Here is a 23,364-nt window from a genome sequence, read left to right on the forward strand (position 1 = left end):
CTTTTTGCTTGTCCCCTCTTACAAATCTAATCTTCATCCAACTTAATCACATCCCAATTCGCAAACAGCGAGAACCCGGAAGCTTCCGCTAAGCGAATGGATGATATATTATTCTGCTGACAACGATACTGAGGTTCGAAGCCTTGCTTTAAAGCCTGAGCAGAAATCGCCCGCACAATCTGGCGTCCGAAGCCGTGACCACGGAAATGGGGTAATGTGATCACACCGAGATCAGCGAATGACGTACCTTTCCATGGATACATACTAGCCACCGATACTAATCGATCCTCGATGAAACATCCGAACACAAGCCAGTGGTCTAATTCAACGAACGCTTCATCCAAATCATCTTTGGGCGCAGCAGAGAAGAAGGTTTCGAAAGCAGCGGTATCGTCTAGCGTTAACTGCCGAATCGTTGCCGGGAAATGTTCGTTTTGTATCCGATTTTGCTCCGCGCTTGGTAAGTAGAACAGATGGTCCGCGCCATTCAATTCTACTCCCGTACGCTGAAGCGTTTCGAATAACTTATCGGTAGTAATCTCGTTATCCAGTTCCAATCCTGTTCGCTGCGCAATATCGGGCGATAGTGAAAGGAACCCGCCCGCTCCACACAGATCAAGTAGCATGACACTACGCGCCGACGGTAGCTCGGCATCGACGATCACACGATATGTCCCAGGCTGTGTACGATTGTTGCCAGGTAGCCAATAGTTGTAAACACAATCGGCAAAAGTCACATGAGGAAAAGCGAATTTGGTCATAGCAATCCTCCCTTTCAGTTTAAGAATGTATATGCGACTCGGTCATGATCGACGGATAACACGCCACCCTTCAACTATTTGATTGTAAAAGGCATCAAGTGCCGGGAAGTCGCTTTCGCGAAAATGTCGGATAGAATAAACAGAATTTTTACGTTGCAATGAAATTGCGTTCCCCTTACAAAAATCGGAATTCGCAGCATGATATTCCATCAAATGGAATCATCCTTTCCAGCAAGTAACCGCTTATTTCCAGTATGATCTAGAAAAAAGAGATGAAATGAACCGTTCTTGCGCAAATTGAAATAAATGTGGTTATTTTAGCTGTGATTCTCATCCAATCCTTGCAGACTTATATGACTGCATTCCACCCAGCTGGAAAGATCGGTAAAAGACTGAAATGAACGGAAAAGCGCCAAATCGATCGAAGCTGACGGCTCTGGCGTTTTTTGTTAGGATAGTAGGAAAGATCGGACAAGTGAAAGGAACGTCGGTAAGTGGGACGATGGAAATGAGCATGAATGAAAAAACACAGTATCATCTACAATCGCATACAGAAACGAATACTCGATATGACGCCGATTCAACTGAAAAATACGGAACAATCGAGAGGATCGATAAAGTCCTTCAAGAAGTAGAACGACGGCTCGCGGAGAAAATCGTGCTTGATGAATTAGCAGCGTGTGTACATCTGTCCAAGTTCCACCTCCATCGCTTAATACGTGCTGCGACGGGGCTACCACTTATGGAATATATCCGTGCACGTCGATTGTCTGCTAGTGTAACAGACCTGCTTGCTTCAGACGGTGAGAAGACTATACTGAATCTCGCACTATCCTATGGTTTTGATCACGAGCAGTCGTATATCCGCTCGTTCAAACGGCAGTTCGGCGTGACGCCAGCCCAATTTCGCCGTGGACATCAGGAGATCACACTGGTCGAACGGTATGATACGTCAGCGTTAAAGGAAATCCGGCGCGGTATTGTATTTGAACCAACATTTGTGATGAAGCCGCAAAGTCTGTATGCCGGACGGAAAGCGACCATCAATGAGCAGGATAATTGGGAGAATCTGACGGCAAATATACAAGGAGCTTCATTCTTTTACAACGAACACCCGAACATCCCAAATAAACTAAATCCTGGTGTATATATTGGACTGACGCTTTATACACCGGAGCATCTGCCTTATGCGACCGATTATCTGACTTCGGCAGAGGTTTCTTCTTTTGACGGCATAGATGGGAAATGGGATACAGCGGTCATTCCTAGCTGTAAATACGCCGTATTCAAATACATTGGAGATTTTCATGCAGAACATCTAAATATTCATGATCTTAACGATATCTGGAACTATATAGACGATTGGCTGATAAGATCGTCTTACATACAATCTCACCCTCACCATTTTGAATATATCGATATCGTTAACACACGCGAAGATTATTGCGAAGCGGATTTATATCTACCCATCGGAGATCGAAATGATGGATGAATAGAATCGGAATCATTATCTTTTTATCGATTGCTTAATAATCCAATTCTTAATTACAAGGCTCCTAAGTGAGCCCAAACTTTTATCTCCCCTTTACGTCAATTTAAGTTTGATTTAAGCCAGCTCGGTTATGATAGCTATGCAACAACTCATTACGAAAGCATAGCAAAGCGAGGTATCCATATGAAACGCACGACCATTAATCACCATGCTCGCAAGGGCAAAAGGATGATCAGTACACTGCTGCTTGGCATCGCAATCAGCAGTCTGTTGCTCGGAGAGCAAGCCAACGCACAGGCAGCCGTTAAAACGTCCACTGGCTCTTCTGTTGTCCGGCAACAGCAGGACCCGTTCTTGAGTACAGTTGGCGCCGATTCAGATGAGGATGTCTATGATGACCTGTACGAAGGCGGTAGCCTGGCAGACACTGCCCGCCGCAACAACAAAAACCCGCAGGCGGTTATCGACCTGCAGGTTGCACAAATGAACGAGCTGCTTACGCAGCGACTGATTAACGGAAGTATCACGCCTGATACATACCGGGCGCAAAAGGAAGAGCTGACCGAGCTGATTACCAAAAGCGTATACGGACAGCATCCTTATAACCTGTAGGCTACAGCCAGTACGTCATTAAAATGTCATCCACATATCGTCCATGAATATAAAATTGTTCCTGAAGCCGTCCATTTTCGACGAATCCGTATTTGTCGTAAAAGTGGACGGCTTCTGTATTGGTCGACAGCACCCGTAGCGTTAGCTTACGAATATGTCGTGTACGCGCATGCTCACATAATGCATCCAGCAACCGTCTGGCAATGCCCTGACGACGATAATCCGGATGCACCGCGATATGAATATCATACACATGCTGGCTAACGGTAAACGATTGCGGATAACCAAAGCCAACATACCCACATACCTGATCTCCATGCACAGCCAGGAGCTGACTACCAGGCGGACACGCCTGCAAATATTGACGGCGAGATGAGCAGTAAAAGACCGACGGTGTATTCAAATGATTCCACACAAGCTGATCCAGCTGCATCAGCTGACGAGCATCCTTCATTGTAGAGGGGCGAATGATCGTTTCAGAAGTCAATGGGATCGACATGACAGGACTCCTTTCGGAAAAAGCAGCGGTCTGGGCTATGCCCATCCAATCAGGCAATGGTTGAGCATATAGACGCTGGCATGAAATGCACATCACCAACGTCTTAGCGCTATTGTTCGCCTGTATGGCTTATTATAGCACTGCTCACTCCATACTTAACATCGAGGAGTCAAAGTTTTACACTGCACCGCGTCCGTTTTACAAAATCTCCGGCTATCCTTCTTATTCGCTTCACTACCGTCAGTAAGCCTATGTTCCCTGCTATAGTTTAACGATTTATCAACCTACTATTTTATTGCCATACTTCTCTACTGCCCTTACCTTAATTAATCTTACTGCCGTGGCTGTAGCTGCGCCCCATGCCGCTGTGCTGCACTGTGTACCATATAAAACAGCAACGACAGAATGGCAGCCGCGACTGCCACCCATGTCACTGGCATCAATCCACCCCGATCATAAAATACACCCATCACATATGGCCCGATGACACGACCGACTGCACCAATCCCACCTGCAACACCGAGATAAAATGGCGCATACGCCCCCGTGCGTTCCGATACAAAGGACGGAATCGCTGGCGAGATGAGCATTTCACCAAACGTTGTCAGCACCATCGCAATGACAAAGGCTGGATATCCCGGATACGTTAAAATGACAATGTACCCGAGCAAATAAAAGACCGCACTTGCTGTCATCTGCGCCTGTGCCGTGCGCGCGAATAGTCGTCGTACCAGATTCACAAATGGCTGTCCGGCAAAGATCAGCACGCCATTTAGCGTCCAGAGCAGACTGTAATAGCTAATCAGCAGACCGGAACTGACGATATGCGGCGATACGCCTGTATTCCAGATCGAATTGCCCAGCCATAGAAACATCGTCGCAATCCCCATAAACAAATACACACGCACCTGCCGTAGCAGCCAGCCTGTTCGTTCGCCTGGCGCAGACTTGGGTCGCCCTGGATTATTATCATCGATCTGAGACGGATCGGCTGTCCCGATCTTACCCAGATACACAAAGAAAAAGATCGCAAATCCAACGCAGCTGATCCCATTAATGACAAATGATAAATAATACGAAATATCCGCCAGCACGCCACACAATGCCGTCCCCAGCGCAACCCCGATATTATTCGCTACATACACGATATTAAATAGCTCTCCCCGCCGATCCGCAAACCGGAAGCCGATAAACGCCTGAATCGCTGGCATCGACATAGAGTTGAACAATCCGATAAACACCATTGCCCCCATGAATAATGGAAAATGGCTGCTAACGGCTGGTAATGTGAACAAGAATGCCCCATTTAACAGCAGCGAGCCTACGATCAGACGCCGTACACCCAATCGATGATAGAGCGCGCCACCTAATAGCTGCCCAATAATACCACCAAGTGATTGTAAGAGCACCACCAGCCCGGCATCCTGCATCGGACGCCCTAGCTCCTGATAAACGAATAATGTGACGAGTGGCCACATCAAAGACCCGCCTGCTGCGTTGAGCAGACTGGCGAGTAGAAAGACTTGAATTTCCCGTGGATACGTTTTGAGCCAGCGCATGATGAATTCCTTTCCCTAGGTAGACCTGCTAATCGCAAGCGTACCTCTATGCTGTATAATCAACTGCAAGTGCTGCCATTAACCCGGCAGGCATATGTTATGTATTCATGTTCAAAATGATTGATCAAACACATAGCTTCTAGTATGCTTCATGGCAGTTATAATGGGCAAGCATATCCTTTGCCGCTTTACACGGATAAGGAGCTGAATAGGCAAGGTACACCGTATCCTTTTTCGAGCTGGAATAACGATGTATGTGGTTAAGCGCAGACTCCTGCCAAATCGCGAAATCGTATAACAATGTGGAAGACAATAGTAAGCGATCCATTGCCCTATTTCACCATTAAAAACGCACCTGTTTATGCTGGAATCGAAGATGGAAGAATCTACTGCAAATTTTTTAGTTATTTTAAATTCAGTTATGTTTCAATCGGTCGGCGCCCGTTTAACAATAAGTAACGGCATTTGGCGAGAGTGATGTCCCCTTCATTCTCACCCTCTGTCATATCATGGACCACTCCCGGAATCCGCCATATCACGGTTTCGTTCCCCCGAACCGCGACATGGCGGATTTCATTTTGTCTATTTTCAGCTTAATGCCTGTCGCTATCGTATACATAATTCAATCCATCATATAGATAAACAAATGACCCGCCAGCAGGCAGGTCATTTTTGGTCTATTTTGTACAAATAGCTCATGTGTATATTCGGATCATTCGTGTACGTCAGGATCATAAGATGTCCATATCTTTTAACGATGTCCTTGCTGTAGCGCCAGAATGCTATTGAGCAGATGAATTTTACGGATCGGCTTGGTGATAACCGTCTCGAAGGTATCGCGGAATTCGCCCTCGACCTTTTCACCCAGCGGAGCAAGCAGGAATAGCTGCTGCTTCTGAATCTTCGTCCGCTCGCGTATCCAGCGCTCGCGATCCAGCATATCCAGATCGACCAGCACCAGATCATAATCATGATGATACAACTCATCAAAGAAACGCTCATCCATATCATCTGCAATCGTTACCTGCGCGCCCCACTCCACCAGCATGTCATGAATCAAACCACGACAGATCGCATTGTGCTCCAGCAACAAAATACGCAGATCATGCAGTACATTATCCTTAAATGGAATCGACGGTAGATCGGTATACCGTTCAAACTCCAGCGTAATACTAACCGAGGTACCCACACCATGCAGACTTTCCGCTTGAATCGTGCCACCCATCAGCTCGGTGAGCTGCTTACAGATCGCCAGTCCAAGCCCGGTTCCCTGATGCATATGCTCGCTCTGCTCATGCATTTGCTCATACATTTTGAAAATATCGTTCAGACGCTCCGGTGGAATCCCGATGCCTGTATCCTCTACAGATACCTTTACCGTTAATCGTTCGAGATCATCATTCGGCAACATAAACAGCGATACGCTAATATCGCCTTTTTTCGTGAATTTGATCGCATTTTGTAGCAGATTCATAATGATCTGCCGCACCTTGAGGGCATCCCCGATCACGAACAGCGGAATATCTGAATGCACATTCAAATGCACCTGCACACCCTTTTCAAAGGCGCGTGGTGCCAGCGCATACGTCAAATCCTCCATCGTATTGATCAGATCAAACGGATCGCGTGCAAGCTTCATCTTTCCTGCTTCAATTTTACCAATATCGAGCAAATTGTTCACAAGCGTCATCAGCGATTCACTGCTCGTATGCAGCACATGAAGATAACCCTGCTGCTCCTCATCCAGACTCGTATTGCGTAGCAGGTCGCTCATGGACAAAATTCCATTCATCGGTGTACGAATCTCATGGCTCAGCATGGCGATGAAGCGCGCCTTATTCTCAGCTGACTGCTCCGCCTGTTCGCGTTCCTGCTGTTCGCTGGCAAGCTGCTGCTGAAGCTGCCGTAGCTCCTGCTCCATCTCGTTTTGTTTTTGGATCATTTCATTCCATTTATATTCATTCAACTTTTCCATACTGCACCTCTTGATTCGTTCTGCGACATATCAATCCATTTATTACCCGATCATCATATTTTGAAACGAGACTGAGTACTGGAAGGTGGCTGTCTGGTTTCGTCTATTTTACAAGCTATAGCTTTAGTTTCTGTTTCTGCTTCTGCTTCTGCTTCTGCTTCTGCTTCTGCTTCTGCTTCTGCTTCTGCTTCTGCTTCTGCTTCTGCTTCTGCTTCTGCTTCTGCTTCAAAGTGTAGATTTAGATATGATCACATAGCAATGCTTATGGTATGTAATCCGTGCTATAACTAGTATTCCCCAATTTAGCTACAAAAAAAGCACCCTGCGCTGAATATTAGTACATGTGAGTCGTCTAATATCTCAGTAGAAGGTGCTTTGGTATTCAGTATTCAGTATTCAGTATTTGGTATTCAGTACTTGGTACCCAGCATTTAGTGTTCATTGTTTACTATCTGGTACTCAGTACATTCAGCATGTAGATGATACGATTTCACTCTACAGCAACTTCTCTCGCCTTGCACATACTCCCTTCCATTTATGAAAGAGGAGCTATGGGGAGGAGCTATAGCGCTAACTCATCCATGCGCCTGCTCGCTATGCTGAAGCGGCAGTGCTACAGCAGCGCCTGTTCCTGGCTGTACAGCAGGTTCTGGCTGTGTTGTATGATTCGTGTGATCTGCTGGTGAAGCTGGAGCCGTTCCTGCTCTCATAGGACGAATATACGCTGTAAAATAAGCACAGGCGACAAACAAGGCACCACCAGTCAGATTACCAAGCCATACTGGAACAAAGTTCATCGCGTACTGTCCCCATGAGTAATATCCAGCGAAGATTGCAGCCGGAATCAGGAACATATTCGCTACAATGTGCTGGAAGCCGATCGCCACAAACGCCATCGTTGGGAACCAGATGCCCAGCACTTTGCCGCTAATATTGTCCGCACTGTAGGATAACCAGACCGCCAGCGCCACAAGCCAGTTACAGCCAATACCGGATATAAACATTTGCAGGAAGCTGCCCTCCAGCTTATGCCCTGCCATCTCGACCGTCTTCGCAAGATAAGGCCCCGTCTCTGTCATTCCCACCACATGTCCAAAGAAATAAGCAACGAATAACGCACCCAGCAGGTTCGCAATCGTGATCGCAAACAGATTACGTACCACCTCCAGCGTACGAATGCGTCCAGCCATTCGTGCTAAAGGCACCGCCATCATATTGCCTGTTAATAGCTCTCCTCCGGCAACCAATACGAGTACAAGCCCCACCGGGAAAAGCGATGCGCCTACAAAATTAGCAAAGCTTCCCCATTCCTCCGGCATGCTCGCAATCACCCGAATATCCAGCAAGAAACCAAGCGCGATAAAAGCACCTGCCAGAAAGCCTAGCACCAGCATCTGCGTCCAGCTAGAGCGCGCCTTGGTCACACCTGTATCAATGGTGTTAAGCGCGATCTGCTGCGGTTTGTAATAAGCCATAATGAAGGTTCTCTCCTTTGAGGAATTCATTACTGGATGAAGGAGACCCAGACAGAAGCACGCTTGTCTTCGATATCTATCAATCCAGCAGGAATTCACTTTATTTTCGCCTGTAATCAGCGGTTATTTTCATATTTCAATTTTAATAGATTGACTTTGTGAAAAAAGTAACAAATATCACGTTGAGAGGGTGCAGTAGGGAATTATTTTAAATATTTGAATTTTCATTTTTAATATTCGAATGTGAAGTGTGGCTACGTGGAAGGAATCGGGTTGAAGTAGTATGTAGTCCAATCAGTCTTGCTAGGTAGATAAATAGCGGAAATACAGGTGCACTCTAAAAGGTGATGATCTCAAATAATCTGTACAACAATGATTTACATCAAAATAAAAAACGAAATAGCTCAGCACCTTCTGAACTGCATGAAGATACTGAGCTATATTTCAATAAGATTCCTTTGATATAAGCTATATCGCTAGATGATCCAAATGCACTTTAAAATGAGATGCAGGCTGTATATATTTTATTTTGAACAGGGCAATTCTCACACGTCATACCTACTACATCTGCGCTACAATTTCACGCATATCAATCACTTTATCCGTATACTTTTTGACCTCTGGATCATGAGTGACAATTATAATAGTGGTTCCTTCTTTATTTAATTCAGACAGGATTTGCATCGTGTTCCGGGCTGCCTGCTCGTCCAAATTCCCTGTTGGTTCGTCCGCTAAAATGAGGCTTGGCTCATTAACGAGCGCTCTGGCAATAGCGACGCGCTGCTTTTGTCCACCGGATAGCTCCTGCGGGTAGCTGTTTCGTTTATCCTGTATGTCTAGTTTACTCAATACAGCCATTACTTTTTGCTCTCGCACTGCCTTGCTACACTTTTGCTTGGACAGAATTAGCGGTATTTCTACATTTTCAAATATCGTTAGCTCATCAATCAAACGAAAATCTTGAAAGACAAATCCAATATGCTCATTCCGAATTTGCGAGAATTGATGGGCTTTAATTTGCCCAATATCTGTACCTTTAAACTTTACCGTACCGCTACTCGGACGATCCAGTAAGCCTAATATATGTAATAATGTACTTTTACCTGAACCCGATCTGCCATACAGCCCAATATAATCGCCTACATGAATTTCAAATGATATACCTTCGAATACCTTCGTCTCTACATTTTTCCCTCGATACACTTTAGTTATATTTACAAGCTCAATCAAGCACATGTCTACCCCTCCTAATGATTGTCGATTAGATTCAATTGGATCGTTTTTATAAATGAGGGCAAGGTGGCAAGCAATAATAGTCCGATCATACCAACCACATTCCATGAGAACATCGCTATCCATACGTCTGCATATTGTGTTCTCAAGCTCAGATATCCAATAAGGCTTGCCACCGTAAATGCAGGCAGAACAATCAAGCTATTTCGGATGAAAAATAAAGCAAACATCTGAATTGTCGAAGCGCCCATAATACGAAGTAACTGCACATTTCGTTTTTCTTCATAAAATTGAACGAGCAGAAACCCGATAAACCCAATCATAATCAGACAGAGCGCCATAATAGCAATAAAAATATAAGATAAAAAATCATTAATTGAATAGTTTAATAGGCTAGTAGAAGAATCAATCGTCTGGCTTATACTATATTCGTAGCGTGGATTCAATGAATTCAGCTGGTGTAACAGCTGTGCCGAGTCAAATGCTTGTGAATCCAGATCATAGATGAACATGTTAATCTGCACAGATAGATTATCGTAAGGAAATCCATCGGTTGGTAATAAGATGTAATTTTGCAGCATTCCATTGGTTAGCGAATCAATCAGCTCCGTATCTGCCATCAAAAAACGCTGGTCTGCTTTAAAATCATTTTTGCCGATATGTATACTCTGTATCTTCTCATTGCTTATATTGGTGTATAAATAGGGAGCCTGATCCAGTCGCAGCCGCTCAGCTAGACGATCATATAGCTTTTTCTCCACGTACAATACGGAATAACCTTGATTCGACCTTTGATTATAATCGATATAGGAGTAACTAACATGCTGTGGAGATACTTGTTTATTTAATGCATCGATTTGCGTATTCAGCCAGGTCAGATGACCTTCGCCATCGATATCTTTAATATTTTTGATCGCAGCCTCAATCGTCCATGTATTTGCTCCAATCCCTTGATCTAACTCATTCCTTTTAGAATATTGATCAAGCAGCAGTGCGGATACATATTGTAAGATCACAAAAATGATCACAAATTGAATTAAGGCAATCATGACATTAGTTTTGTTCTTTTTCAAAAATGGTATGGTGAAATGAACTAACAATATCCGTTCAGCTCCTTTTAAAAATTGAATTTCATTTTGAATTTTTTCGTAAAAATGCCCACGATGAGCATCATCACGATCATAGCTACCAGGTTAAGTATGATAAATACAGGGAGCTTGAACGTTTGCTTCAAAATTGTAGAATCGATCAGCTGATGAAATAGTACATATTCCAATCCACTTAATAAAAAAGCAATGAAGCATATTGCCAGACATTCCACATACATATACAGTTGTACGGTTCTCTGATTAGCGCCTAACAGAGTCAACATATACCATTTGTTCTCATCCAGCGATAGCTTATAATTGTAAAGCTGAATAAAATTGATTAAGGCAATCATGAGCAGCAGTATAGCCACCACGACTAAAAATGTAATCCTTTGTTGAGCTTCTTTTTTCGTTGACGTCTCTAGATCAGACAATGTAGGTTTGTATGGTTTTAGATCATTCATAATTTTAGTAATCGCTTGATCATTCGTCGTGACAACCTGAACATTATTAGATTCTACATTTTTATAAGGTGCATTTTTATAATTTAAAGTTATAAAATCTCCTAAAGCTTCCTTATCGATATATTTGATAATGTAAGGTTTATTATTGATTATGATTTTAGGATTTTCGATATGTATATCGGAGCCTAGTAATTTAGAAGCAAGCTGTACAGAAATGTATACTTCATTATTTTTCAAATCGATATCGGTTCTGCCATTCATTTGGAATTGTTCTGGATCATAGGGTGATATGTAGTAATTACTTATTTTATCGTTATACTGAATAGGAAGCTTCCTTGGATTGCCTGTAATGGAGGCTGCTTGGATCCATTGTGCCTCCTTCCATTTTGCTTTTAACTTCTCTAGTTCTGTGATGGGTGCATTCTTTTTGAACGTAATCGTTTTGGTGGACGTGAAGTAATGAATCTGATCGACCTGGGTTTGAATAGCAGACATTGTAATTGTTAAAAAGGTAAGCGAAATCAATACGCTCAACATAATGAATAGCGTAATGAGTGTATGATGCTTCCACGAATTCCAGATTAACTTTGAAAAAGCTATGATCATGCAATGCTCAACTCCTGATTGTAAGTATGAGTGATCTGAATAAGATACTGCTAATGTATAGAAACGGAGCTACTACGACAGGAACACATTTCTTTATTTTACCAAAAAAGACACATAAACTCCAAAAAAATAAAAAGCCTACTTGCATCCCAATCGCAAGTAGGCTTTCGTTTATATCAAACATGCTGAACACATATGTTTATCTTCATCCAGCATGTGTAACGTGGATTCAAGTATAGCAATTTCGTCATCGCAACCTGTTCTAGTTCTTTCACTTCTATTTACTGTACAGCAATTGCAATCTTTAAAACTCCAATTCATCTACATTAAACTCATCTATACCTGAACATTACGTCCCTTACGCGTTCACTGGCTCCTTCACAGCCACTGGAGGCAGTGCTTGCAGACCTACACTATTCAGATAGTTCCACGGTTTGTTATAGTGCGGCTGGAAGAAGAAGTCGACAAAGGCGAGCTGATCGACGGTCATGCCGGCTTGAATGAACACCGAGATCGTATTGATCGACTGCGTCAGGTCAGCGTGCGACATGATCTGTGCGCCTACAATACGGCGGCTTGTTTTCTCGTAGACGACCTTCAAGGTTACTTTCTCATGCGTAGGCATAAACTCTGGACGATAGTTATCCTCGATTGTCGATGCTTCTACATCCAGTCCAGCCAGACGCGCAGCGGTTTCGGTCATACCGGTTGCCGCGATGTTGTCTTCGTAGATTTTGATACCGGATGTGCCCTGTGTGCCCATATATTCAGTAGTTGGTTGCACCAGATTACGTGCGACCAGTGTACCCATACGTACTGCATTCGTTGCGAGTGGAATATAAGCGTGCTGACCTGTTGGGTTGTAGTAGATCGCACAGCTATCGCCCGCAGCGTATACGTCCTTCTTGCTCGTTTGCATATATTTATCGACGATGATCGCACCGTTCGGCAGCATGTCGACCTGTCCGGCAAGCAGCTCGGTTTGTGGACGGAAGCCGATGCACAGAATAACCATATCCGCAGTATGCTCACCACGGTCGGTAACAACGGTCGTCACATTGCCATTCTCACCTTCAAAGCGTACAACCTTCTCGTTCAGCGCCAGTTGAATGCCTTGCTCGGTCAATGTTTGCTCGGTACGTGCAGTGAATTCTGGATCGAGATATTTGCTCAAAATGCGATCCTCTGCGTCGATCAGGGTCACCTGTTTGCCATTCATCTGGAACGCTTCGACCAGCTCGACACCGATATAGCCTGCGCCAACAACGACGATGTTGCGTGCGGTTTTCGCTTTTTCGATGATCGTATTGGAGTGGTTGAAGTTTTTCGACAGGACGATATTGTTTAGCTCAATGCCTTCGAACTTCGGAATGATCGGCCACGAGCCGGTCGTTACGATTAATTTGTCAAATGTATCGGTCAGCACTTCACCTGTGTTCAGATTGCGTGCGGTTAATGTTTTGGCGTCGGTATCTACGGAGGTCACTTCATGCAGCATTTTGGTCGTTACACCTAGCTCGGCCAGTTGCTGTGGCGACGAATAGAACAGTCCCTGTGCATCCTCAACGACTCCACCTACATACAATGCAATACCGCAAGATAAGAATGAAATATTATCGTTACGCTCGTAAACGGTAATCTCAGCATCCGGGTACAACTTAGCGGTATTGACGATGGCGGCGGTTCCTGCGTGTGTACATCCAATAACAGCTACTTTCATGATTTCTTCCTCCTGTGTGGTTCTATATTTGTGCAAAGCTGGTCATCCATTCCGACATGTGCAGCAGTTCATTGCTCCATCACGCATCGTTGCGGAATGGGCAGACAACTTAGTGAATACATTCACATTTATGGTGATACGAAACGACTACGGTTGATGCTTGAAGCGACTCGTCTACTTCTGCGAATACGATCTGGTCTACAGGGTCTAGATTTACTTGGAGCCAGTTGATCCCTTCATACTGCTGCTTTCTACCTGAGCATCCTTGGATGCTGTCGTTTGCTACCTTATCGTTCGGCTCATTGATAAGAACGATTCTGTCTGTATGATTGGCAATGGCTACGTCATCTACATCGAAGCATATGAGGATGATTCCGCTGGATGACGATAACCGTTACCGATTGGGGTATGGTGGAAACGATTGGTTTGTGAATGTTTTCACCTTATGTGATTATTATATTGTGATTTTTGTCACAATGCAATAGATTATATGGATGTTCATACTTTGTTCATATTTTCACAATTTTAATATGAGAAAGTGCATAGCCTGTAATGAGGATGCGTAGAATCCGATCTAGCCGCCATTAAAATACACCTTCGTTTCTGCTATTGTCCTATATCTAGCTCTCACCTCAAACAAAAAACACAGCAAAAGAGCCACAATCGTATCGACTGTGGCTCTTTACATAACGTTCTATTTATATATCGTTCTATATAGAAGCGAAACATACAGTAGTAGTAAACATTCGGCAACAGACTTCACACTGCTGCTTGAATATGGATGCTTCCGTATTAATGCTTTTGCAATCAACTGATCCTTGCTGTTCTGCTTACGATCAGTTACGAACCGCTTGCAGCATCGGTGCTTGCTGGCGAACCTGCTGTACCTTCTGCTCCGCCTGTACGGCTTCATGTGTATGACCTTCCAGCGCATACGGCAGGCACAATGGTACGCCACTACGTGGATCGACGATAATATCGGCTTCGATGCCAAATACATCGCGCAGTACATCGCATGTCATGACTTCTGTTGGAGAGCCTTCGGCAATCGCCTTGCCCTTCTTGATCGCGATCATATGGTGAGCATAACGGGACGCATGGTTCAGATCGTGCACAACCATGATGATCGTACGACCGGAGGTAGCATTCAGCTTCTCCAGTAGCTGTAATACTTCCAGCTGATGCGCCATATCCAGATACGTGGTCGGCTCATCCAGGAACAGAATATCGGTATCCTGTGCCAGTGACATGGCAATCCATGCACGCTGGCGCTGACCACCAGATAGTTGATCGATCGGACGATCATGGAAATCGATCATGCCTGTTGCTTCCATCGCCCAGGCGATCTTTTCCTTATCCTCTGCCTTCATCGAGCCAAAGCCCTTCTGATATGGGAAACGACCATATGATACGAGCTCGGTTACGGTCAAGCCTTCCGGTGCGGTCGGCGTTTGTGGTAAAATAGCGAGCTGTTTGGCAACCTCGCGTGTCGATTGCTTATGAATCGATTTGCCGTCCAGCAGCACAGAACCATTTTTCGGCTGCATAATACGTGCCATCGTTTTCAAAATCGTTGATTTACCAGAGCCATTTGCACCGACGAGTGCTGTAATACGTCCCTGTGGAATCTGAATGTTCAGATCCTCTACAATCAAACGATCCTCATAAGCAATATCCAGTTTGGAAGTCATCAAACGCACCATATTTACCCATCCCTTTCAGGCAGCTCATCCGTATCGGTATAGCTGCATATCATAATTAGCGGCGTGATTCGCCAGACTCACCATCATTGTTATTGTTTTGCTTACGACGTGTTTCAGGTTTAGCTTGCAATGTGTAGCATGAATTGTATGAGTTCATTCCGTAGCATTAGCCACGGTAGTTATTTTCAACGTAAATATTGTTCCATCATGTGTACCAGCCGATTAGGTACGCGAACGAGCGAGCAGGTACAGGAAGTACGGCCCTCCGATAATCGCAACCATGACGCCTGCTGGAATTTCCGAGTTGTCCATTAATGTACGCCCGATCAGATCAGCTACCAGTAACAGTACGCCGCCGATCAATGCGCTGACTGGAATCACATGCTCATAGCGCGGTCCAACCAGTCGCCGAGCGATATGTGGCCCCAGCAGTCCGACAAAGCCGATGCCTCCACTAACCGCAACGCAGGCTGCACTTAGTGCTACCGCAATCACCAGCAGCAGTAGGCGCTGACGATTCAGATACGAACCAAGTCCAGTCGCTGTATCGTCTCCGAGGGAAAAGACGTTCATTTGCCTTGCCTTCCATAGTGCCGCGGGTAGCAATACGATGATCCACGGCAGTAAGGCAACGACAAACTTCCAGTTACTTCCCCAGATGCTTCCTGCCTGCCAGGTCGCAATGAAGTTGAATTCATTGGGGTCCAGCTGTAGCGTGAGCACGATCATCAATGCATTGATCCCGGTTGCCATTGCAATACCGGATAACACCAGACGCGAGGACGAGATGCCTTTGTTCTTTTTATAAGCCATCAGGTAAATGCCTGCGGCAGCAGCAAAGGCGCCGACCAAGGCTAGCACAGGTAGCAGCATCGGGGATGCGGACTCGCGCATCGGATTCGTTACCACGAACAATACGACCGCAAGACCAGCACCAGAGTTAATACCGAGAATACCGGGATCTGCCAGTGCATTACGCGATACACCTTGCAGGATCGCCCCTGCTACCGCTAAGCCCATACCGACCAGCAGTGCAATCACAATACGCGGCAAGCGGAACTGGAATAGCACCAGCTCGTCACGAGGTGTTCCGCCGCCAAATAATGTACGTAACACCTCAAGTGGCGACATTTTCGTAAAGCCTGTATTCATACTGATCAGCAGCACTGCAAAGGCGGTCAATACCAGTATGATCAATGTAATCAGCGTGCGCAGTGTCCGTTTACGGTGAAATACAGCTTCATTCACAGATTATCCCCCACTTTCTTCCGAATGACATAGAAGAAGTAAGGAACACCGATCAGGGCAATGAGCGCACTGACCGGCTGCTCATGCGGTGGGTTCAGCAATCTGCCAAATGTATCGGCAAAGACGAGCAGCAGCGCACCGAGAATCGCCGATGTCGGAATGATCCATTTATAATCGACACCGACCAGTGCACGCGCCGCATGTGGAACCATCAAGCCAACAAAGCCAATCGCTCCTACTGTAGACACCGAGGCACCTGCCAGCACCATCACGACAAGCACAGCGCCGAGTCGGATAAGCGCGGTACGCTGTCCTAATCCGGCAGCTACATCATCGCCCAGACTGAGAATCGTTATCGATCGAGATAACAGTAATGCCCCGATCAGAGCTGCAACAATCCATGGCCATAAAATATCCACCTGATTCCACGTCACACCTGCTACACCGCCTGCATACCAGAATGCGAGATCCTGAGAAATGCGGAAGTACAGCGCAATCCCCTCCGACAGCGCGACCAGCATCGCAGCTACAGCCGCACCAGCTAGAGCCAGCCTGACCGGAGTTAGACCTCCACGTGCGAGTGAGCCAATCCCATATACCAGCGCGACACTAATCGCAGCGCCGATAAAGGAAAATAAAATCAGCTGGTTAAAGGCTAGTCCTGGAAAAAAGGCAAAGCACAGAGCGAGCACAAAGCCTGCGCCAGCATTGATCCCGAGTAGCCCCGGATCAGCCAGCGGATTACGCGTCATCCCTTGCATCAGCGCCCCGGCGACAGCGAACGAAGCACCAACGAGCGCTCCTGCAATCGCACGCGGCAGACGCAGCTCCCAGATAATCTGATGCAGCTGATTGCTCGCATCAAAATGCGTCAGCGCCTGCCAGACGACATGCAGGGGAATCTCGCGGCTACCTTTCGCTACTGAAAATGCCAGTCCAAATGCTAGTAAAACCAATCCGCCAATAATAATGAGAAGCGCTGCGTAAGGCCGAGACCAGATTTCTTCTTTGGGTGAGGTCTGTCGACCTTTCACAAACGTCTTGCGAGTCATAACCAAGCCTCTTTCCACATGGGTTGATCAGTCATCCCTGTACGACCATCGCAGCGTAACAAAGTTAAGTCTGTCTTACGCTGATGAATCGGATGCTGATCTATACTGCTGTATCGAGAACATTATCTTGATTTACGATATTCATCATAACTTCATATTTGTTGCATATCATTTAAGATACTGATAATCATTATCACTTGTCAACCGTAATCACAAAAAAGCCATCAGAATGTACGGAATTTATCCCTACTCTGATGGCTTTGTCTAATAATTTGATGTCATATGCTATTCAATGCCAGCACACTTCGCTAATTATCGTCTCCATGTAATGAGCTACATCATGATCTGAAAAGGTAAGATGAGTCTCATTCGGTGCTCTTGAATTGTGATTCAGGCAACGAGACTACATCGTCTAAAACAGACTCCAGTCAAACTCCTTCGACAGACGCTCCAGTAAATGAACACCGGCGATGCTGTTACCTTTGCTGTTCAATGAAGGACCGACGACACCGATCCCATACTGTCCCGGTACAAGTGCCATAATACCACCGGACACGCCACTTTTCGCAGGTAGACCTACATCAATCGCAAATTCACCGGATGCATTATACATACCGCAGGTGACCATAAAGGTCTTAGCGATCTGGATATAGCGGCGTGGGATCAGCTTCTCTCCACTCTGCGGATCGACCCCGTCAAAGGCAAGCACAAGCGCCATACGCGACAGGTCGGAGCAATCCACCTCAATCGAGCAATGGCGGAAATAAACAGATAGCACATCCTCCACCGGATCCTTTAGTACACCATTTTGCTTAAGAAAATAAGCCAGTGAGCGATTCAGATCACCCGTCTCCAGCTCAGAATGATACACATCCATATTGTAATCGAGTCGATCATTACCAGCGAGCTTACGGAAAAATTGCAAAATCCGCTCCGACTTCTCCTCCGGGCTATCGCCAGCAATGAGCGACGATACGGTAATCGCTCCTGCATTAATTAACGGATTAAATGGAATCCCCGGCTCCACCAGCTCCAGCTTGATCATCGAATTAAAATCATCGCCCGTTGGCTCCTTGCCTACATTATAAAAGACCGCTTCCTCGCCATGATCCATGAGCGCCAGAATCAGCGTGAACACTTTGGAAATGCTCTGCATCGTAAATGGCAGACCGCAATCTCCAGCCGATACCGTCTGTCCCTGTGAATCAGCAATATGAATGCCCAGCGTATCACGTGATGCTTTTGCCAGCTCTGGAATATAGGCGGCTACATCGCCCTGACCTGTACGCAGGCGGCTCGTTTCCAGCCATTCCGGCAACTTCTTTTTTAGCTTTTGCATTTGTTCCATACTCATGTATGCACCACTCCTATTGTATCTAGTTTGTTCTGCTTGATCTATTTGTTACTGTATGACAGGGCATTACGCTGGAGCGGAAAGCACGGTGAGCCTGCTATCTGGACAATGTTGTTCGGAATAGATTGCGTGCTAGCTACGTACATCAATTACATACATCGATTACGTACATGGATAGCGAGCCGTACATCGTAAACCTCACCGCTTCACGTAAAAGACCTCGATCGTATCCGAGCTTACGCTAGCGTCCTATGCTATTCTTTTGTAGCTATGACTATGTTCTACTATAGCAGAGAAGGCAATTCGGTTGGTATGTCGAATGTATAACTTGAGCGCAAAATGAGCTTTTTGCGTAAAACACGGTATAATGTCCATAACGGTGTACACGCCTCTGGCGTTGGTTTTGTACCCGTACTCCATTTAACAGAAAGTGGTGATCCGATGAACGGCAAATTCAGAGCAGCAATCGCGACGGTTCCGATTGAACAGTATGCATTTCAGGGACAGCTCCCCCTCTGTCTGGCTGGTAGCGCAATTCCTGCGCTCGATGCACTCAAGCCGCAGGCGGATGAAGTATGGGGCGACGGGCAACACGAGGTGTTAACCTTCCATTATGCGGGACATGCGGTCAATATGACGTTCCGATGCTTGGATGGTACGTATCTGTTTGATAGTGTGGATGTATGGGCAGATTGCTCCGACTGCGGTGAGATTGGGATCCGCACACCTGAAGGATTATTTCTGCATGCAACTGGCGCTGGCGTGAAGCTGGAGCCGTTTGATCTGACGGATGAACTGGTATATCTGCTGCCGAATGCGGTCACGATCCATTATCATAAGCATGATGAGCAATGGATGCTGACGAAGATTGCAGGAGCGTTCCTGAATTACGAGAATACGCGTGCCAGTCTACAGACGATTATGAATGGAATCTCAAGCTAAGCTGCTCAGTGCTCAGGTAGATGGCAGCTCGTTCGGATTACCTTGTTGTCAGGGTGTCTGATTCCTTACTTTTAAAATGACAGTCTGATGTAATACGATACATGTGATAAAGTATGGGGATGCCATCTTGCTGCTTCCTAGCATGACCACAGGAATGTCAGCCTGTGTAATGGCATCACACTGAGATGATCCGCTTGCTTTCTAAAAATAGCTTTAAATAACTTCCAATACGAAAAAGGCAGACGGCTCATATCGACCGTCTGCCTTTTCTTTTATCGTATGATCTGAAGCTATAAGTCTGAAGCATTCTATGCCTGACGCCTGCCGACGATTATTGTCCTAGCGTGTGTGACGTGGAAGGCTTTTTGCTGCGTGCAGCTTTACCAACCCAGCGATCACCGAATTTGTAGACGATAATACCGACAATAATGACGAGTACGCCGATAATTTTACCTGGTGTGAGCGCGATCTTCTGCGCAACCAGCCAGCCTGTTGTATCAAATAGCAGCGCTGTACTGAGCTGTGCAATAAGCACGATCGATGTAGCAAAAGTCGGACCCAGACGCTTAATCCCCTGCACCAGACAAAAGACCACACCGACGCCAATCGCACCGCTAATCCAATACCACGGCTTCATATTTTGTAGTGAAAATGTCGCGCTACCCTCAAAGATCAGGCTGGCGATAAATGAAGCAATAAAGCCCATCCCGAGTACCAGTGTCGTGGTCGCCCATGAACCAGCTCTAGCATTTACCTGATTGTTAAAAATCGTCTGCAAGCTGACCAATGCGCCAGCTACAATAGCGAGCAATATGCCCATAACCATATCTCGTTCCTCCTACAGCTTCAAAATCAGTACGCCTGCAATCATCAGCATCACACCGATACATTGTGGCACTGTAACTTTTCGACGCAATACACCAAACCAGCCTCGACTATCAATCACAAACGTCATACAGAGTTGCGCAATGAGCAGCATCGCAATTGTAAAAGTAACGCCAATATATTGAATCGCCGTCACTTCACTGAAAATAATGACCGAAGCAAAGGCTCCGCCAAACCAGTACAGTGCCGGCACCTGACGCATATCCTTCCAGCTACCATCCCTTACAACCACTAGCACCAGAGCTGCTAAAATAAAGCCGGTGAGCTGGGTAATCGTTGCCGCCTGCCATGTACCGATATCATAGCTAATGCGATTGTTCGCTACGCCTTGCAGTGTAATACAGGCACCGCCCAGCAGTGCGAACAGAATTCCTTTCAGCACTTCGTGTTCCTCCCTTTTCCTATCTGTGTTCCTGTTGTTTCCATTAAAAAGTATATTACCATTCGCGAAAAGGACATATGTCCCATTGCTGATCAATATAGCGCGCTGGTTCTGCACTTTGAGCTAGCATCTGTCCCTATCATCGTTAACAAAAAAGATAGCTTGAGTACCCATCTACAGCATCTACATACAATTGGACGATAGATGCAAAGCCATACTCCAACCGCACTACAGACAAAAAGGATGCTCCATAGGAGCACCCTTTTCTAGCTATTCTGCGATCTAATCGCTCAATTTAAATGATAAGCCTGATAATGGTGTGCCGTCATCTTATTGTGGCAAGCTAATCATGCTATTGAATCTTACACCATGATTTTGCCGAGCAACGGTAGGCTTACTTTCACCTACAGGCACCCTACATTAGATTAACGACGTCCGCGGCGATTGCCACCATCGGAGCCACCGCGTGTGGAACGGCTGCTGCTCTGGCGACTGCCTGGTCCGTATTCACGGCTACGTCCATTGCCACTACCGTTACTGGATTTGCTTCCGTTTCCTTTGGACGAATCACGACGGAAGTTGCCCTGCTCATCTGTACGGCGAGACATCGCTGTACCGTTACCACCAGAACGCGCTGGCTTGCCGCTGCGCTGATCAGAGCCTGTGCGCTGGCTAGAACCTGTACGCGATTGACCGGAGCCTGTACGCTTCGGTGCATCTGCATCGTAGCTGGATACTGCATTTTGCTCGCTTACACGTGCAGATTTAGCTGGGCGTTTGTTTTTACCTGTACGTTTTGGAGCATCGGAGCCGTATGCTGATGCGCCTCCGCGCTCGCCGCCAGCACCACGTGCTGAACGTCTACCACCGGAGCGACCGCCGCTGCTCTGTGCGCGCTCGGAACGACCGGATTCACTGCGTTTGCCTCTGCTGCTACCATTGCCAGTTTTGGAGCCTGCACGTGGCTTAGGTGAACGAACATTGGATAACAGCTCGCCAGAATCCTCGGATTGTGCCGACGTATTCGAAATTTCACGCGGCAGATTTTGCCCGGTTTCACGCTCAATCTGCTCTAGCTCACGACGATCATGTGGCGTAACAAATGTGATCGCACGACCTTTACCACCTGCACGACCGGTACGACCGATACGGTGGATATAATATTCAACATCCTGCGGGATATCATAGTTAAATACATGAGTTACCCCTTCAACGTCGATACCGCGTGCTGCCACATCGGTAGCAACGAGTAATTGCAGCTTCGCATCACGGAATGCCTTCATGACCTGCTCACGCTTGTTCTGGGACAGATCACCATGCAGCTCATCCGATGCATAGCCCATTTCCTGCAATTCTTCATTCAGCTTCGCTGCACGGCGCTTCGTACGGCAGAAAATAACAGCCAGATACGGACGTTCACGTTCAATATATTCGTTTAACGCAGCCAGTTTGCCGCGTGGTGTGCATTCTACAACAAGCTGACGGATCAGATTCAGCGGAACAGTTTCTTCTGTACCGACACGAATATCATGCGGCTTACGCATGTATTGAGCCGACAGACGGCGAATCCCATCAGGAATCGTTGCGGAAAACAGCATCGTTTGACGGGAAGGTGACGTTGCCAGAATGATCTGCTCTACTTCCTTCAGGAAGCCCATATGCAGCATCTGATCCGCTTCATCCAGTACAAGCGTACGAATCTTCGTCATATCCAGCGTGCCACGACCCATATGGTCAAGCAGGCGTCCTGGTGTACCTACAACGAGGTGACAACCGCCTTCCAGCTTACGCAGCTGACGCTCTACATCCTGACCGCCATAAGCTGCCAGAATACGTACACCTTCATATGCATCCGCAAGCTTGCGTGCTTCAGTAGCAATCTGTAGTGCCAGCTCGCGCGTTGGAGCGACGATCAGTGCTTGTGGAGCACCCGTTACATTCAGGTTTAACTTTTCAAAAATCGGGAGCAAAAACGCCAGCGTCTTACCTGTACCGGTCTTCGCCTGTACGATCGCATCGTCACCCTTTAGCAATACAGGGATCGAGGCTTGCTGCACTTCAGTCGGCTGGGCAATGCCGTTCGCTGCCAGCAGTTCTACCGCAGCAGACGAAATGTCAAAGGAATTAAAGTTGGTTGTCAATGAATTCACCTATTCTCATAAAATTTGGGCAGCCCGTCCGCACATTGCTGTGCAGCCGTACAAGGGTACGACTCAGGCCAGTTGGAGCGCAATCGCTGCTCGTAAAAAGAAGCATCGGTTCATCCCGATGCTTCAGCGTCTATATCGTCAGATACACTATGCTCATTCGAAAA

19 protein-coding genes are annotated in these 23,364 nt (G+C 46.3%); 3 read left to right on the top strand and 16 right to left on the bottom strand.

The window, feature by feature from the left end; translation table 11 throughout:
* Positions 1-26: 26 nt before the first annotated feature.
* Positions 27-761 carry a GNAT family N-acetyltransferase gene (locus IEX62_RS04355; protein WP_188774203.1) on the bottom strand — a complete coding sequence of 245 codons (735 nt, stop codon included), beginning with the start codon at positions 759-761 and terminating at the stop codon, positions 27-29.
* 475 nt (positions 762-1,236) lie between these two features.
* On the opposite strand from IEX62_RS04355, the gene IEX62_RS04360 reads away from it, so the two are divergent.
* Positions 1,237-2,253 carry an AraC family transcriptional regulator gene (locus IEX62_RS04360; RefSeq protein ID WP_188774204.1) on the top strand — a complete coding sequence of 339 codons (1,017 nt, stop codon included), beginning with the start codon at positions 1,237-1,239 and terminating at the stop codon, positions 2,251-2,253.
* A gap of 183 nt (positions 2,254-2,436) precedes the next feature.
* Positions 2,437-2,865, top strand: coding sequence for a hypothetical protein (locus tag IEX62_RS04365; protein WP_188774205.1), 429 nt, complete (start codon positions 2,437-2,439; stop codon positions 2,863-2,865).
* A 1-nt stretch (position 2,866) separates the two neighbouring features.
* Here the strand turns inward: IEX62_RS04365 and IEX62_RS04370 are convergent, their stop codons facing one another.
* The 12 genes from IEX62_RS04370 to glsA form a co-directional block, all read right to left on the bottom strand.
* Positions 2,867-3,364 carry a GNAT family N-acetyltransferase gene (locus tag IEX62_RS04370; RefSeq protein WP_188774206.1) on the bottom strand — a complete coding sequence of 166 codons (498 nt, stop codon included), beginning with the start codon at positions 3,362-3,364 and terminating at the stop codon, positions 2,867-2,869.
* A 332-nt stretch (positions 3,365-3,696) separates the two neighbouring features.
* A complete protein-coding gene (locus IEX62_RS04375) occupies positions 3,697-4,923 on the bottom strand; it encodes an MFS transporter (RefSeq protein WP_188774207.1) in 1,227 nt (408 codons plus the stop codon).
* A gap of 751 nt (positions 4,924-5,674) precedes the next feature.
* Positions 5,675-6,898, bottom strand: coding sequence for an ATP-binding response regulator (locus tag IEX62_RS04380; RefSeq protein ID WP_188774208.1), 1,224 nt, complete (start codon positions 6,896-6,898; stop codon positions 5,675-5,677).
* A 575-nt stretch (positions 6,899-7,473) separates the two neighbouring features.
* The gene (locus IEX62_RS04385) at positions 7,474-8,373 is read right to left on the bottom strand and encodes a formate/nitrite transporter family protein (RefSeq protein ID WP_229685613.1); all 900 of its coding nucleotides are present in this window, start codon (positions 8,371-8,373) and stop codon (positions 7,474-7,476) included.
* Positions 8,374-8,934: 561 nt separating this feature from the next.
* The gene (locus IEX62_RS04390; protein ID WP_229685614.1) at positions 8,935-9,609 is read right to left on the bottom strand and encodes an ABC transporter ATP-binding protein; all 675 of its coding nucleotides are present in this window, start codon (positions 9,607-9,609) and stop codon (positions 8,935-8,937) included.
* Between the two features lie 11 nt (positions 9,610-9,620).
* Positions 9,621-10,706 carry an ABC transporter permease gene (locus IEX62_RS04395; protein WP_188774209.1) on the bottom strand — a complete coding sequence of 362 codons (1,086 nt, stop codon included), beginning with the start codon at positions 10,704-10,706 and terminating at the stop codon, positions 9,621-9,623.
* Positions 10,707-10,723: 17 nt separating this feature from the next.
* Positions 10,724-11,764 carry an ABC transporter permease gene (locus IEX62_RS04400; protein ID WP_188774210.1) on the bottom strand — a complete coding sequence of 347 codons (1,041 nt, stop codon included), beginning with the start codon at positions 11,762-11,764 and terminating at the stop codon, positions 10,724-10,726.
* 358 nt (positions 11,765-12,122) lie between these two features.
* Positions 12,123-13,484 (bottom strand): FAD-dependent oxidoreductase, encoded by a 1,362-nt coding sequence (locus IEX62_RS04405; RefSeq protein WP_188774211.1) that lies wholly within the window; start codon positions 13,482-13,484, stop codon positions 12,123-12,125.
* An 836-nt stretch (positions 13,485-14,320) separates the two neighbouring features.
* Complete coding sequence (locus tag IEX62_RS04410; protein ID WP_188774212.1) at positions 14,321-15,187, bottom strand: ABC transporter ATP-binding protein; 867 nt, start codon at positions 15,185-15,187, stop codon at positions 14,321-14,323.
* Between the two features lie 222 nt (positions 15,188-15,409).
* On the bottom strand, positions 15,410-16,435 hold the full coding sequence (locus IEX62_RS04415; protein ID WP_188774213.1) for a FecCD family ABC transporter permease: 1,026 nt from the start codon (positions 16,433-16,435) through the stop codon (positions 15,410-15,412).
* On the bottom strand, positions 16,432-17,487 hold the full coding sequence (locus IEX62_RS04420; RefSeq protein ID WP_188774214.1) for a FecCD family ABC transporter permease: 1,056 nt from the start codon (positions 17,485-17,487) through the stop codon (positions 16,432-16,434). Before IEX62_RS04420 ends, IEX62_RS04415 begins: the two co-directional genes overlap by 4 nt.
* 412 nt (positions 17,488-17,899) lie before the next feature.
* Positions 17,900-18,841 (bottom strand): glutaminase A, encoded by a 942-nt coding sequence (gene glsA, locus IEX62_RS04425; RefSeq protein WP_188774215.1) that lies wholly within the window; start codon positions 18,839-18,841, stop codon positions 17,900-17,902.
* Positions 18,842-19,180: 339 nt separating this feature from the next.
* On the opposite strand from glsA, the gene IEX62_RS04430 reads away from it, so the two are divergent.
* Entirely contained in the window at positions 19,181-19,783 is a 603-nt protein-coding gene (locus IEX62_RS04430) for a hypothetical protein (protein ID WP_188774216.1), read from the top strand.
* A gap of 331 nt (positions 19,784-20,114) precedes the next feature.
* Here IEX62_RS04430 and IEX62_RS04435 read toward each other — a convergent pair whose 3' ends face one another.
* The 3 genes from IEX62_RS04435 to IEX62_RS04445 all read right to left on the bottom strand — a co-directional run bounded on the left by IEX62_RS04435 (position 20,115) and on the right by IEX62_RS04445 (position 23,191).
* Entirely contained in the window at positions 20,115-20,609 is a 495-nt protein-coding gene (locus tag IEX62_RS04435; RefSeq protein ID WP_188774217.1) for a DMT family transporter, read from the bottom strand.
* A gap of 12 nt (positions 20,610-20,621) precedes the next feature.
* On the bottom strand, positions 20,622-21,047 hold the full coding sequence (locus tag IEX62_RS04440; protein WP_188774576.1) for a DMT family transporter: 426 nt from the start codon (positions 21,045-21,047) through the stop codon (positions 20,622-20,624).
* Between the two features lie 428 nt (positions 21,048-21,475).
* Entirely contained in the window at positions 21,476-23,191 is a 1,716-nt protein-coding gene (locus IEX62_RS04445; protein ID WP_188774218.1) for a DEAD/DEAH box helicase, read from the bottom strand.
* Positions 23,192-23,364 lie beyond the last annotated feature (173 nt).

Source organism: Paenibacillus hunanensis, assembly GCF_014645615.1.
In the GTDB taxonomy this organism is placed as follows: Bacteria; Bacillota; Bacilli; order Paenibacillales; family Paenibacillaceae; genus Saccharibacillus; species Saccharibacillus hunanensis.

Coding starts and splice junctions, on each gene's coding strand:
- IEX62_RS04355 (WP_188774203.1), bottom strand. CDS start 761: ATGACCAAATTCGCTTTTCCTCATGTGACTTTTGCCGATTGTGTTTAC.
- IEX62_RS04365 (WP_188774205.1), top strand. CDS start 2,437: ATGAAACGCACGACCATTAATCACCATGCTCGCAAGGGCAAAAGGATG.
- IEX62_RS04370 (WP_188774206.1), bottom strand. CDS start 3,364: ATGTCGATCCCATTGACTTCTGAAACGATCATTCGCCCCTCTACAATG.
- IEX62_RS04375 (WP_188774207.1), bottom strand. CDS start 4,923: ATGCGCTGGCTCAAAACGTATCCACGGGAAATTCAAGTCTTTCTACTC.
- IEX62_RS04380 (WP_188774208.1), bottom strand. CDS start 6,898: ATGGAAAAGTTGAATGAATATAAATGGAATGAAATGATCCAAAAACAA.
- IEX62_RS04385 (WP_229685613.1), bottom strand. CDS start 8,373: ATGGCTTATTACAAACCGCAGCAGATCGCGCTTAACACCATTGATACA.
- IEX62_RS04390 (WP_229685614.1), bottom strand. CDS start 9,609: ATGTGCTTGATTGAGCTTGTAAATATAACTAAAGTGTATCGAGGGAAA.
- IEX62_RS04400 (WP_188774210.1), bottom strand. CDS start 11,764: ATGATCATAGCTTTTTCAAAGTTAATCTGGAATTCGTGGAAGCATCAT.
- IEX62_RS04405 (WP_188774211.1), bottom strand. CDS start 13,484: ATGAAAGTAGCTGTTATTGGATGTACACACGCAGGAACCGCCGCCATC.
- IEX62_RS04410 (WP_188774212.1), bottom strand. CDS start 15,187: ATGGTGCGTTTGATGACTTCCAAACTGGATATTGCTTATGAGGATCGT.
- IEX62_RS04420 (WP_188774214.1), bottom strand. CDS start 17,487: ATGACTCGCAAGACGTTTGTGAAAGGTCGACAGACCTCACCCAAAGAA.
- glsA (WP_188774215.1), bottom strand. CDS start 18,841: ATGAGTATGGAACAAATGCAAAAGCTAAAAAAGAAGTTGCCGGAATGG.
- IEX62_RS04430 (WP_188774216.1), top strand. CDS start 19,181: ATGAGCTTTTTGCGTAAAACACGGTATAATGTCCATAACGGTGTACAC.
- IEX62_RS04435 (WP_188774217.1), bottom strand. CDS start 20,609: ATGGTTATGGGCATATTGCTCGCTATTGTAGCTGGCGCATTGGTCAGC.